The following is a 13,073-nucleotide window of genomic DNA, read 5'->3' as shown; positions in this document are numbered from 1 at the left end:
TGCGGGCCCGACTCATCTGCGGGCCCGGCGTTCGGCGGCCAGCTGTCTGCCCGCGGCAGCCGTACTCGCACCGATCAGCCGCAGTCGCCCGCGCCGGTCCAGGCCCCAGAACACCGACCACATCGCCCCGGCGATGCCGCTGACGCGGTCACGTCGACTCAGATACGCTCGCTGCCGACCGACCGGAAGGCTGAAGAAGACATCGAAGAATCGGCTCAGCTCCCGGCCGCCGAATCCCAGCAGAACCGCTAGCCCGAGCATTCGCAGCCGGTGCGTCCACCGCGCCGACGCGCTCCAGAGCACCCGATGCGGATCGGCGCCGCCCGCGATCGCTGCGGCCAGGTGTTCTGCGGACTGCAGCGCAGTGGCGATGCTGTAGCCGGTCGCCGGGTGCATCAGTCCACCTGCCGCCCCGAACCGCAGTGGCGCGGTACCGGACCGGCGCCAGGGTGCCGCATCCAGGTAGAGCGGAAAGTCCACCTCTTCGGGCGGCTGAAGCCCCGGATCGGCACCCCACCGTCGATTCCGCCGGGCCAGCTCCGCCAGCGACGTCGCCGGCCGGCCGGCCAGACATGTCTCCTCCACCAGTCGGCGTCCACCCCCCAGACCGACCCGGTAGCTGAACGACGGATCATCCTCGGTGGTGTCGCGCCAGTCCATCAGCACCATCTGCTCTGGCGGCTCGGATTCGGGCGTCCTCCGATCCGACGACAGGGCCGCTGTCACTGCCGGGGCCGCGCCTGCCCGGACGGCGAACACGGTCCCGGAGGCCCGTTGCCGCGGTATGCGCGTGTCGACGCGGTACCCGCCGCGCGCGTCCACGACATGATCAGCGGCCAGCAGTCTGCCATCGGGCAGCCGCACCGTGTGCGAGGTCAGTTCCTCGACGTGCGACCGCACGACCGTGGCACCGGTCAGGGACAGTGCCCGTTGCAGTTCCGCCGGTGCCAGGACGCAGTAGCCTCGGCCGATCTGCCTCCGGGCTGGTGTGTAGACCACGAATTCCGGTGCCGAACACGCGATCACCTCGGTCGGTAACCACGGCGGCAGGTCGTCGACGAACATCCCGATGGTGGCGGTCCAGATGCGGTCGGGGTCGGGGTCGACGATCGTCACCTGCAGCCCGTGCCGCAGCCCGCGATGAGCCAGAGCCCGACCCGCCGGGCCGGCGCCGACCACCAGCAGAGCTGTCACATTCCGCCGGTCGCCAGCAGACCGCCGTCCACCCGCAGCGTCTCCCCGGTGATCCAGGCGGCGTCATCACTGACCAGGAAGGCCACCGCCGAGGCGATGTCCTTGGGTGTGCCCAGTCGTTTCATCGGATAGACCGCGGCCGCCTGGTCCTCACCCGCGGCGACCAGGGCGGCAGCGAACTTCGTCTTGACGATCCCGGGCGCAACGGCGTTGACCCGGATCTCCGGGCCCAGCTGCCAGGCCAGTTCCTCGGTCAGCCGGATCAGCGCCGCCTTGGATGCGCCGTAGGCGGCGATCATCCCGGTCGAGCGCAGCCCCGCGACCGAGGCGACGTTGATCACCGCACCGCCGCTGGTGCTCATCCCGGCCCGGTAGGCCTCCTGGATGTAGCCCAAGGCCGCCACCACATTGGTGTCGAAGAGCTTGCGCACCGCATCCAGGTCCGCTTCCATCAGAGCCCCGTAGGTGGGGTTGATGCCGGTGTTATTGATCAGGATGTCGATGCCCCCGCCGGCGGCCAAGGCCGCGGCGACCGCCTCCGCGCGGTGCTCGGCCTCGCCGGTGTTGCCGGCGCAGGTGGTCACCACCGCATCGGGGACGGCACTGCGAACCGCATCGGCGGCTTCGTCCAACGCGTCGGCCTTGCGGCCGGTCAGCGTCACGGCGGCGCCACGAGCGGCCAGTTCGGTGGCGATGGCCAGGCCGATACCGCGGCTGGCGCCGGTGATGAGGGCGGATTTTCCGGACAGCGAGGAGGTGTTGGCAGTCATGACTTCAGGCTAGCGTGATGCCTGACACCGCGCGCCCGCCGCCGGGGTCATCGGGGACGCGGCTGGCGTCCCGTCGCGATTTCTCCGCTACCCGCACCGCCGGTAGCATGGCTCGTCGTGATCACCGCGACCGACCTGGAAGTTCGAGCGGGTGCCCGAACCCTTCTGTCGGCTCCCGGTGACGCCTTGCGTATCGCCCCGGGCGACCGCATCGGGCTGGTCGGCCGCAACGGTGCGGGCAAGACGACGAGCCTGCGGATTCTGGCGGGGGAGACCGAACCCTATGCCGGTTCGGTCCGGCGCAGCGGCCCGGTCGGCTATCTGCCGCAGGACCCCAAAGAGGGTGATCTGTCGGTCCTGGCCAAGGACCGGGTGCTGTCGGCGCGAGGACTCGATCAGATCCTGGCCCAGATGGCGCGCCAGCAGACCATCATGGCTGAGACCGACGATGAGCGGCGGCGGGATCAGGCCATCGCCAAATACGCCCGCCTGGAGGAACGTTTCGGCACCCTCGGCGGTTATCTGGCCGAAAGTGAAGCCGCCCGGATCTGCAACAACCTGGGGCTGCCCGATCGGGTCCTCGAGCAGGAGCTGCGGACCCTCTCCGGCGGTCAGCGTCGCCGGGTCGAGCTGGCCCGAATCCTGTTCGCCGCCTCCGACGGCACCGGCAAATCCGACACCACGCTGCTGCTGGACGAGCCGACCAACCACCTCGACGCCGACTCGATCTCCTGGTTGCGGACCTTCCTGCTGAACCACGACGGCGGACTGGTGGTGATCAGCCACGACGTGGATCTGCTGTCCGATGTGGTGAACCGCGTCTGGTTCCTCGACGCGGTGCGCGGCGAAGCCGATGTCTACAACATGAATTGGAAGCGCTACCTGGATCAGCGCGCCACCGACGAACAGCGGCGCCGGCGCGAGCGGGCCAATGCCGAGAAAAAGGCCGGGGCTTTGCGCGCCCAGGCCGCCAAACTCGGCGCCAAGGCCACCAAGGCCACGGCCGCGCAGCAGATGCTCAAGCGCGCCGAGAAGATGATCGACGAACTCGAAGACGAGCGGGTGGCCGACCGGACCGCGCGGATCCGTTTCCCCGAGCCCGCCGCCTGCGGTAAGACGCCGCTGAAGGCATCGGGCCTGACCAAAGTGTACGGCTCGCTGGAGATCTTCACCGGCGTGGATCTGGCCATCGACAAAGGCAGCCGCGTGGTGGTCCTGGGCCTCAACGGCGCCGGTAAGACGACGCTGCTGCGGCTGCTGGCCGGAACCGAGCAGCCCGACGCCGGCACCATCGAACACGGCTTCGGACTCAAACTCGGCTATTTCGCCCAGGAACACGACACCCTCGACGATACGGCGACGGTGTGGGAGAACATCCGGCACGCCGCACCGGATGGGGGGGAGCAGGATCTGCGCGGTCTGCTGGGTGCGTTCATGTTCTCCGGTCCGCAGCTCGAGCAGCCCGCCGGCACCCTGTCCGGCGGTGAGAAGACCCGGCTGGCGCTGGCCGGTCTGGTGTCCTCGGCGGCGAACGTCCTGCTGCTGGATGAGCCGACCAACAACCTCGATCCGGTCTCCCGTGAACAGGTCCTCGACGCCCTGCGCAGCTACACCGGCGCCGTCGTGCTGGTGACCCACGATCCGGGTGCGGCCGCCGCCCTGGATCCGCAGCGGGTGATCCTGCTGCCCGACGGGGCCGAAGACCACTGGTCCGATGACTACCAGGAGATCATCGAGCTGGCCTGACCTCGCCGCCGCGCCGGTCGGGGCGGCGATGCCGCGCTATGGGCACCCGGAACGACGAATGCCGCCCCGGCGACCACACAGGGTCGCCGGGGCGGCGTCTCTCGTTGTTCAGCCGGCTTGTTTCGCTGTCCGGACCGAATACTCGACCAGATCGAGCACGGCCTGCAGATCGTCGGTCGACTGGCCGGTCGCCAGTCGGGTGATCAATCCGTCGAGAACCATGTCCAGGTAGGTGACCAGCACCTCGGTCGGCACATCCTTGCGGAGGCTGCCGTCCTCCCGCTTGCGTTCGAGCCGGGCCAGCGTCACCGCTTCCAGGTCGGAGCTGTGCGACTCCCAGGCGGCGGCGAAGGCCGGATCGGTGCGGATCTTCCGGACGATCTCCAACCGCGTGCCCAGCCAGTCGAAGTCCCGGGGACGCGCGAGCATATCGCGCATCACCTGGACCAGACCCTCCTGGGCCGCCACATCGGCCATCCGCTCCGCATCCTCGCGAGCGAGAGCCAGGAACAGGGCTTCTTTGTCTTTGAAGTGGTGGAAGATCGCGCCGCGGGACAGTCCCGTGGCCTCCTCCAGCCGATTCACCGTGGCGCCGTCGTAACCGTATTCGGCGAAGCAGTGCCGCGCGCCGTCGAGGATCTCCCGACGGCGCGCGGCCAGCCGGTCATCGCTGACCCGTGGCATCGCTTCTGTCCTTATCGCTGGTTCGGCGTGATCAGCTGTTGATCATGTTCCGCAGCACGTACTGCAGAATGCCGCCGTTGCGGTAGTAGTCGGCTTCACCGGGGGTGTCGATCCGGACCACCGCGTCGAACTCGACGACGTCGCCGTTCTCCTTGGTGGCGGTGACCTTCAGGGTCTCCGGGGTGACACCCTCGTTCAGCTTGTCCAGACCGGTGATGTCGAAGACCTCGGTGCCGTCCAGGCCCAGGGTCTTGGCGTTCTCGCCCTCGGGGAACTGCAGCGGAACCACACCCATACCGATCAGATTCGAGCGGTGGATCCGCTCGAAGGATTCGGTGATGACGGCCTTGACACCCAGCAGGAGAGTGCCCTTGGCGGCCCAGTCGCGCGAGCTACCCGAGCCGTACTCCTTGCCGCCCAGGACGACCAGCGGGATGCCGGCCTTCTGGTAGTTCTGTGAGGCGTCGTAGATGAAGCTCTGCGGACCGCCCTCGAGGGTGAAGTCGCGGGTGTAGCCGCCGGAGACACCGTCGAGCAGCTGGTTCTGCAGACGGATGTTGGCGAAGGTACCGCGGATCATCACCTCGTGGTTGCCGCGACGGCTGCCCAGGGAGTTGTAGTCCTTGCGGGCGACACCGTGGCTGTCCAGGTACTGGGCGGCCGGGGTGCCGGGCTTGATCGGGCCGGCCGGGCTGATGTGGTCGGTGGTGACCGAATCGCCCAGCAGTGCCAGGACGCGGGCACCGGTGATGTCGGTGACCGGAGCCGGCTCCATCGTCATCCCCTCGAAGTAGGGCGCCTTGCGGACGTAGGTCGAGTCCTCGGCCCACTCGAAGGTGTCGCCGTCGGGGGTCTGCAGACTCTGCCAGCGCTCGTCACCGTCGAACACCGTCGCATACGACTTGGTGAACATGTCGGCGTTGATCGCGGACTTGATGGTGTCGTCGATCTCCTGCGCCGACGGCCAGATGTCCTTGAGGAACACATCGTTGCCGTCGGAATCCTGGCCCAGGGACTCGGTCTCGAAGTCGAAGTCCATGGTGCCGGCCAGGGCGTAGGCGATGACCAGCGGCGGGGAGGCCAGGTAGTTCATCTTGACGTCGGGGGAGATACGACCCTCGAAGTTACGGTTACCCGACAGCACGGCGGTGACGGTCAGGTCCTCGTCGTTGACGGCCTTGCTGATCGCCTCCGGCAGCGGGCCGGTGTTGCCGATACAGGTGGTGCAGCCGTAACCGCCCAGGTAGAAGCCGAGCTTCTCCAGGTACGGCCACAGACCGGCCTTGTCGTAGTAGTCCGAGACCACCTGCGAGCCGGGAGCCATGTTGGTCTTGACCCACGGCTTGGAGGTCAGGCCCTTCTCGACGGCGTTGCGCGCCAGCAGGCCCGCGCCGATCATCACCGACGGGTTCGAGGTGTTGGTGCAGGAGGTGATGCCCGCAACGGCGACGGCACCGTGGTCGAGCACGAAGGAGTTGCCGTCGGACGTGACGGTCACCGGCTTACTCGGCCGGCCTTCGGCACCGCGGGCGGCGGACTGGACGTTCACCGCACCGTCATCGGCGAAGGACAGCGCCGCCGGATCCGACGCCGGGAAAGACTCCTCGACGGCCTCATCGAGTTGCGTGTGCTCGACGGGCATGTGCTCCTCGACGTAGTTGTGGATGTCCTTGCGGAAGGCCACCTTCGACTCCGAGAGCAGAATGCGGTCCTGCGGGCGCTTCGGGCCGGCGATCGACGGAACGACGGTGCCCAGATCCAGCTCGATGTACTCGGAGTACTGCGGCTCCTTCTCGGTGTCGTGCCACATGCCCTGTTCCTTGGCGTAGGCCTCGACCAGAGCGAGCTGCTCCTCGGTCCGGCCGGTCAGACGCAGGTAGTTGATGGTCTCGCCGTCGATCGGGAAGATCGCACAGGTCGAGCCGAACTCCGGGCTCATGTTGCCCAGGGTTGCGCGGTTGGCCAGGGGGACCTCGGCCACGCCGGCGCCGTAGAACTCGACGAACTTGCCGACCACACCGTGCTGGCGCAGCATATCGGTCACGGTCAGCACCACGTCGGTAGCGGTGACGCCCGGCTTGATCTCACCGGACAGCTTGAAGCCGACCACACGCGGGATCAGCATCGACACCGGCTGGCCCAGCATGGCGGCCTCGGCCTCGATACCGCCGACGCCCCAGCCCAGGACACCCAGGCCGTTCTGCATCGTGGTGTGCGAGTCGGTGCCGACACAGGTGTCGGGGTAGGCCTGGCCGTTACGGGTCATGACCACGCGCGCCAGGTGCTCGATGTTCACCTGGTGGACGATGCCCATGCCCGGCGGGACGACGCGGAAGTCGTCGAAGGCGCCCTGGCCCCAGCGCAGGAACTGGTAGCGCTCACCGTTGCGCTGGTACTCCAGCTCGACGTTGCGCTCGAAGGCGTCGGCGCGGCCGAAGACGTCCAGGATCACCGAGTGGTCGATCACCATCTCGGCCGGCGAGAGCGGGTTGACCTTGTTCGGGTCGCCGCCGAGTGCGGCCACGGCCTCGCGCATGGTGGCCAGGTCCACCACGCACGGAACGCCGGTGAAGTCCTGCATCAGCACGCGGGCCGGGGTGAACTGGATCTCGACGCTGGGCTGGGCATCGGGATCCCAGTTCGCCAGCGCGTTGATGTGGTCGGTGGTGATGTTTGCGCCGTCCTCGGTGCGCAGCAGGTTCTCGGCGAGAACCTTCAGCGCATAGGGCAGCTTCTCGAAGCCGGGTACGGCCGAGAGTCGGAAGATCTCGTATGACGCGTCGCCGACCTCAAGGGTGCCGCGGGCGCCGTAGGAATCCTTGCTCAACGTGTGCTCCTCATCGCGTTTCTGAACGCCGACGGGCTGCGTCGGCGCGGGGAATCAGCACGGCAGTCGCGGACGGGCTGAGGGCCCGCGGACTGCTGCCCATACATCATAGCAGTACGCGCGTACTGGTTGAGCGGTTCCCGCCGGAATCGGCGTTTCCTGCGCGGCACACCCCGGCGCGCGCATCGCCCTGCCGTAAGGTGGGCCCGGATCCGCCGCGTACACCCACCCGGCATCGCCCGATCGGACGAGCGAAGTCCCGCCCGTCGTTTCGATACCTCCACAGACGTCAGGAGTCCGCCATGACACCGGGTCCGGTCACCATCCTGCTCGGCAAGCCCGCCGACACCACTGTGCAGTGGTCCGATCTGGACATCGGCGGCATCGTCGCCCAGCTCAAGAGCACCGGCGTATTCGCCCCGGCCGATCAGGCACCCCAACTGCAGCAGGTGGTCGCCCGCGCCGACGCGCAGGGGCACGACCTGTACGTGGTGGTGCTGCAGGAGAGCTACAGCCCCTTCACCGTCTATCGGGACATCGCCACCGAACTGCAGGCTCAGGTGGGCGGAACGGTCCTGGTCATGGGCCCGGGCAGCATCGGCACCGCATCCAGTGAATTCAGCCGTGTCCAGCTCGAAGACGGTACGTCCGAGGTGAAGGCCGGCACCGAGACGGTGGTGGCGGTCAATCAGATCTACGACCGGGTCACCGAACCTCACCTGGACTGGACGCTGGTGACCATCGCGCTGATCGTGGTCGTGGTGATCGGCGCGGTGCTCGCTCGGCTGATGCAACTGCGCGCACGACGCGGTGCCGCCCAGACCGCCGGCGGCGAGGACACTCACGACCGGCAGGCGGCTGCCGAAGAGTCCGGCGCCGAGCCCGGCGCCGCGGACGACGATCTCGCCGGTTCCAGCACCGACTGACAACCCTGCGCCACCCCGTCGGTGAGACGTCGTCGCCCGTCGCCTCACCGGCCCGTATGGGTGTTACGGAAATGTAACCTGCACGGACTCTTCGCCTTTGCGCTGTTCAATCCATTTTCGCAGGTAATCACGCTGATGTAATTCACGACCTGGGGTTTCTGGTGGGTCTTATGTGACGTACGGTGCAGTAGACACATTTGAGATTCCAGGGGACCGACGGGCCAGTGATACGGGTGCGTCCTCCGGTGCTCAATGCGCACAGCTAGGGAGTACGTCGGTTGAAGCGACCAACTAAGAACGCACGTCGAGCGACGCAGGGAGGCACTCTCTGTGCGATCGCGCTGGTAGGGGTCCTGACCGCAGGGACCGCCGCCGCCGATCCGAAGCCGGCTTCGCCGGTGGCCTCGCTGGTCAATCAGATCGCCACCATCGACCAGAATCTGACGAAGCTGGCCAACGACGTCGCCGCCAAACAGGAGAACGTCAACAAGGCGCTCGTCGACGTCCAGAACGCGATGGCCGCACAGCAGGTCGCCGCCGCCGCTGACAAAGCCGCGAAGGCCGACCTCAAACGCATCGAAGGTCTGGTGGCCTCCGCGCAGGCCGAGTTCGACGCTTTCATGCGCTCGGTGAGCCGCCAGGGCAACAACCGCGTCGGATCGATGGCCGATTACGTCTCTGCCGACGATCCGGCCAAGGTGCTCGACAAGATGACCAGCGTCGAGCAGGTGGCCCGGCAGCAGCGCGCAACCATCCGGAAGCTGGAGCATGCGCGCAGCGAGCAGAACGTCCGCGTCGCGGCCACCACAGCCACCCGTAAGCAGACCGCGACTGCAGCACAGGGGGCCGAGAATCGTCGCAGCGCCGCCATCGAGGCCGTCAGTACCGCCCGCAAGGCCGTCTCCGACCAGCGCACGCAGCGCAGCGAGCTGATGAACCAGCGTGCCGCACTGATCGAGAAGCTCGAGAAGACTCAGGGCGGCCAATCCGCCGCAGCCAAGGCGCCCCCGATGCTCGGCGAGGTGCTGGGCAACCTGCCGGCCAACAAGGTCGACGGCGGCGACACCGCGGCCGAAGCCGCACTGACCGTGGCCCGGCTGGCGGTCGAGACCGGTACCCAGATGCTGGCGGCGATCCTCGGCGAACAGCAGATCCCGCACTCGGAATTGCTCGACGAATTGGGGATCGGCGGCACCACGCCGATGAGCAACGGTGAGGGCGGGACCCTAGCCCGCCTCGGGAACGGATCCCTGGGTGCCCTGTTCGGAGGCGGAGGCGGCACCGTCCGTCCGGGTCTGCGCGGGCCGCAGGCCGTCGAGCTGGTGATCAACCGCGCCAAATCACAGCTGGGCCAGCCCTATGCCTGGGGCGGCGGCGATGCCAACGGTCCCACCCTGGGCATTCGTGACGGCGGCGTGGCCGATGCGCACGGCGACTACAACAAGATCGGCTTCGACTGCTCGGGCCTGATGATCTACGCCTTCGCCGGCATCGGAATCGACCTGCCCCATTACACCGGGTACCAGTACGACTCCGGTCCGAAGTTCCCGCTGTCGGAGATGGTCCGCGGGGACATGATCTTCTACGGCCCCAGCGCGAGTACCCACGTGGCGTTGTACCTGGGCGACGGCACGATGATCGAAGCGCCGCAGTCCGGTGACGTCGTCAAGATCTCGCCGGTGCGTACCGACGGCGCGATGCCCCAAGTTGTGCGACTGGCCTGACCGGGTCCGGATCAGCCGGCCGCGGGGCCGGTAGAGTCGCTCCCAGCACGATCGAATCGAAGAACGATCTTCGCGGGGCGGCATGCTCCGCGCGCCCACACGAGGAGTCCCGGTTTGAGTTCACCCGCCGCTGAGAACACGCTCACCCCCGAGGACGCTGCGCTCCTCGAACGAGCGATGTACGAGGTCAAGCGTGTCATCGTCGGCCAGGATCAACTGGTCGAGAGGATTCTGGTCGGACTGCTCGCCCGCGGCCACATCCTCCTCGAGGGCGTACCCGGAGTCGCCAAGACGCTGGCTGTGGAGACCTTCGCCACCGTCGTGGGCGGAGAGTTCGCTCGCATCCAGTTCACCCCGGACCTGGTGCCGACGGATCTGATCGGTACCCGCATCTACCGGCAGGGGCGCGAGGAGTTCGACACCGAACTGGGACCGGTCGTCACCAACTTCCTGCTGGCCGACGAGATCAACCGCGCGCCGGCCAAGGTGCAGTCGGCTCTGCTGGAGGTGATGGCCGAGCGCAAGGTGTCCATCGGAGGCACCACCTATCCGCTGCCCGACCCCTTCCTGGTGATGGCCACGCAGAACCCGATCGAGAACGAGGGCGTGTACCCGCTGCCCGAAGCCCAGCGTGACCGCTTCCTGTTCAAGGTTCTCGTCGACTACCCGTCGGTGGAGGAGGAGCGGGAGATCGTCTACCGGATGGGGATCGAACCGCCGTCGGCCTCGCGGGTACTCGACCCGGCCACCACGATCCGGCTCCAGCGGGTCGCTGCCAACGTCTTCGTCCACCATGCGCTCGTCGACTACGTCGTGCGTGTGGTCGACGCCTCGCGCCGTCCGGCAGATCTGGGCCTGAACGATGTGGCCACGTGGCTCAGCTACGGCGCTTCCCCGCGCGCCACCCTGGGTATCGTTGCCGCCGCCCGCGCCCTGGCGATCGTGCGCGGGCGCGATTACGTGATCCCGCAGGACATCGTCGAGATCATCCCCGATGTGCTGCGGCACCGCGTGGTCCTGAGCTATGACGCGCTGGCCGACGAGGTGACCCCGGACCAGATCATCACCCGGATCCTGCAGACGGTCGGTCTGCCGCAGGTCAGCGCCGTACCGCAGCAGGCCGGCGCGCCCCAGCAGGGTGCACCCCAACAGGCCGTCCCGGCCCCGCAGCCCCAGCAGGGCGCACCGCAGCAGCGTGTCCAGCAGCCGTCCCAGCAGTCGCCGGCGGCAGCGCCGACGCAGGTGTCCTCGCGCCCGGAGGGTCATGTCGGCCAATAGCGGACTGCCGTCGCTGCGCGGCGGCTCCCTGGAGGACCCGCAGCTGAACGCAGCGCTCAACAGTCTGGAACTCACCGTCCGGCGAAAGCTCGACGGTGTGCTCCAGGGCGCCCACATGGGATTGATTCCGGGACCCGGCTCCGAGCCGGGGGAGGCCCGCGTCTACCAGCCCGGCGACGACATCCGGCGGATGGAATGGTCGGTCACCGCACGCACCACCCAGCCGCACGTCCGGCAGATGATCGCCGACCGCGAACTGGAGACCTGGTTCGTCATGGACGCCTCGGCGAGTCTGGACTTCGGTTCCGGCGAGCACACCAAACGCGATCTGGCAGTGGCCGCCGCAGCCGCGGTGGTGCATTTGACCTCCGGCGGCGGCAACCGGCACGGCGCAGTCATCGTCACCGGCGATTCGATCACCCGCATTCCGGCGCGCGCAGGGCGGGCACACGCCCGCAACCTCCTCAAGACCATGGCCACCACTCACCGCAGTCAGCCGGGAGTGCGCGGTGACCTCGATGCCGGATTGGAGGCGATGCGCCGGCCGCAACGCCGGCGCGGGCTGGCCGTGGTCGTCAGCGACTTCCTCGGTCCGATCGACTGGTCCCGTTCGTTGCGGGCGATCGGCGCCCACCACGAACTCCTCGGTGTGGAGGTCCTCGATCCGCTCGACATCGCATTGCCGCCTGTCGGTCCGGTCACCCTGGCCGACGCCGAGTCCGGCGAGGTGGTCGAGATCGACGTCACCGAACAGGTCCGTGCCGACTTCGCTCGGGCGGCCGCCGATCACCGGGCTCAGGTCCAGTCCGCATTCCGCGGCTGCGGCGGCGCGGTCATGACTCTGCAGACCGATCGGGACTGGATCGCCGACACCGTGCGCTTCGTCGGGCGCCGCCGGCGGGCCGCGGGGGTACGCTGATGAGTCGCTGGTTCGCCCATCCGTGGTGGCTGCTCACCAGCCTGCTGGTCCTGGTGCTGGTCGGCGCCTACGTCTACGAGATGCGGCGCCGCAAGGCCCGGGCGCTACGGTTCGCCAACCTCGATGTCCTCAAGACGGTCACTCCGCAGGCCCGCGACCGGTTCCGGCATGTGCCGTTCGCGTTGCTGGCCACCGGTCTGCTGCTGCTGACGATCGCGCTGGCCGGACCGCTGGCCGAACGTGACGTCCCGCGCAACCGGGCCACCGTGATGCTGGTGGTCGACGTCTCCAATTCGATGAAGGCCACCGATGTCGCGCCGACGCGGCTCCAGGCGGCCCAGGCCGCCGGTAAACGCTTCGCCGACGAACTGACCGCCGGGATCAACCTGGGTCTGGTGTCGTTCGCCGGAACCGCGTCGAACCTGGTCTCGCCGACCCCGGACCATAACGCCACCAAGAACGCCCTGGGCAAGCTCAAGCTCGCCGACAAGACCGCCACCGGCGAGGGGATCTTCGCGGCGATCGATCAGATCCAGACCCTGAACTCGGCATTGGGCGGCGACGAACACGCACCGCCCTCGCACATCGTGGTGCTCTCGGACGGTAAACAGACCGTTCCCGAAAGCCCCGATGCCGACCGCGGCGGCTTCACCGCCGCGCGCAAGGCGAAGGAGGAGGGCATACCGGTATCGACGATCTCGTTCGGCACCATGCACGGCACGGTCGAACTGGAAGCGCCCGACGGCCGGATGGAGCGCATCCCCGTTCCCGTCGACGACGAGTCCCTGCGCAAGATCGCCAATATCGCCGGCGGCCACTTCTACACCGCCCAGTCCCTCGACGAACTCAACAGGGTGTATTCGTCACTGCGCGAGCAGATCGGTACCGAACGCCAACGCGGCGACAATTCGCGGCCCTGGCTGATCGCCGGCAGCCTGCTGGTTCTGGTCGGAACCTTGGGCGCCCTGTTCCTGAACCGACGACTTCCGTGAGATAGGTTGAACA

Annotated in this window: 10 protein-coding genes; 6 read left to right on the top strand and 4 right to left on the bottom strand. The window is 67.9% G+C overall.

Annotated elements, in window-relative coordinates; genetic code table 11:
• Positions 1-12: 12 nt before the first annotated feature.
• A complete protein-coding gene (locus GOHSU_RS07270; protein ID WP_005939097.1) occupies positions 13-1,194 on the bottom strand; it encodes a lycopene cyclase family protein in 1,182 nt (393 codons plus the stop codon).
• Positions 1,191-1,964 carry an SDR family oxidoreductase gene (locus tag GOHSU_RS07265; protein WP_005939094.1) on the bottom strand — a complete coding sequence of 258 codons (774 nt, stop codon included), beginning with the start codon at positions 1,962-1,964 and terminating at the stop codon, positions 1,191-1,193. The genes GOHSU_RS07270 and GOHSU_RS07265 overlap by 4 nt, the downstream gene beginning before the upstream one ends.
• A 117-nt stretch (positions 1,965-2,081) precedes the next feature.
• Between GOHSU_RS07265 and GOHSU_RS07260 the strand changes: the two genes are divergently transcribed.
• Positions 2,082-3,710, top strand: a complete 1,629-nt coding sequence (locus GOHSU_RS07260) for an ABC-F family ATP-binding cassette domain-containing protein (protein ID WP_024332857.1) — start codon at positions 2,082-2,084, stop codon at positions 3,708-3,710.
• Positions 3,711-3,818: 108 nt separating this feature from the next.
• On the opposite strand, the gene GOHSU_RS07255 is transcribed toward GOHSU_RS07260, so the two are convergent.
• Positions 3,819-4,394 carry a TetR/AcrR family transcriptional regulator gene (locus tag GOHSU_RS07255; RefSeq protein WP_005939088.1) on the bottom strand — a complete coding sequence of 192 codons (576 nt, stop codon included), beginning with the start codon at positions 4,392-4,394 and terminating at the stop codon, positions 3,819-3,821.
• A 31-nt stretch (positions 4,395-4,425) separates the two neighbouring features.
• Complete coding sequence (acnA, locus tag GOHSU_RS07250; RefSeq protein WP_005939085.1) at positions 4,426-7,221, bottom strand: aconitate hydratase AcnA; 2,796 nt, start codon at positions 7,219-7,221, stop codon at positions 4,426-4,428.
• 302 nt (positions 7,222-7,523) lie between these two features.
• On the opposite strand from acnA, the gene GOHSU_RS07245 reads away from it, so the two are divergent.
• The 5 genes from GOHSU_RS07245 to GOHSU_RS07225 all read left to right on the top strand — a co-directional run bounded on the left by GOHSU_RS07245 (position 7,524) and on the right by GOHSU_RS07225 (position 13,060).
• Positions 7,524-8,147 carry an Rv1476 family membrane protein gene (locus GOHSU_RS07245; RefSeq protein ID WP_005939082.1) on the top strand — a complete coding sequence of 208 codons (624 nt, stop codon included), beginning with the start codon at positions 7,524-7,526 and terminating at the stop codon, positions 8,145-8,147.
• Between the two features lie 278 nt (positions 8,148-8,425).
• Positions 8,426-9,871, top strand: a complete 1,446-nt coding sequence (locus tag GOHSU_RS07240; RefSeq protein ID WP_005939080.1) for an NlpC/P60 family protein — start codon at positions 8,426-8,428, stop codon at positions 9,869-9,871.
• A gap of 114 nt (positions 9,872-9,985) precedes the next feature.
• Entirely contained in the window at positions 9,986-11,149 is a 1,164-nt protein-coding gene (locus GOHSU_RS07235) for an AAA family ATPase (RefSeq protein WP_005939078.1), read from the top strand.
• On the top strand, positions 11,136-12,068 hold the full coding sequence (locus GOHSU_RS07230; RefSeq protein ID WP_005939076.1) for a DUF58 domain-containing protein: 933 nt from the start codon (positions 11,136-11,138) through the stop codon (positions 12,066-12,068). Before GOHSU_RS07235 ends, GOHSU_RS07230 begins: the two co-directional genes overlap by 14 nt.
• Positions 12,068-13,060, top strand: coding sequence for a VWA domain-containing protein (locus GOHSU_RS07225; RefSeq protein WP_005939073.1), 993 nt, complete (start codon positions 12,068-12,070; stop codon positions 13,058-13,060). The genes GOHSU_RS07230 and GOHSU_RS07225 overlap by 1 nt, the downstream gene beginning before the upstream one ends.
• The last annotated feature ends 13 nt before the right edge of the window (positions 13,061-13,073 follow it).

This window comes from Gordonia hirsuta DSM 44140 = NBRC 16056 (assembly GCF_000333015.1).
Taxonomy (GTDB): Bacteria; Actinomycetota; Actinomycetes; order Mycobacteriales; family Mycobacteriaceae; genus Gordonia; species Gordonia hirsuta.
This window is presented reverse-complemented; position numbering and strand designations above follow the sequence as displayed.

Excerpts from the sequence above, each read along its gene's own strand:
- GOHSU_RS07265 (WP_005939094.1), bottom strand. The coding sequence starts at position 1,964 with ATGACTGCCAACACCTCCTCGCTGTCCGGAAAATCCGCCCTCATCACC.
- GOHSU_RS07245 (WP_005939082.1), top strand. The coding sequence starts at position 7,524 with ATGACACCGGGTCCGGTCACCATCCTGCTCGGCAAGCCCGCCGACACC.
- GOHSU_RS07230 (WP_005939076.1), top strand. The coding sequence starts at position 11,136 with ATGTCGGCCAATAGCGGACTGCCGTCGCTGCGCGGCGGCTCCCTGGAG.
- GOHSU_RS07225 (WP_005939073.1), top strand. The coding sequence starts at position 12,068 with ATGAGTCGCTGGTTCGCCCATCCGTGGTGGCTGCTCACCAGCCTGCTG.
- GOHSU_RS07255 (WP_005939088.1), bottom strand. The coding sequence starts at position 4,394 with ATGCCACGGGTCAGCGATGACCGGCTGGCCGCGCGCCGTCGGGAGATC.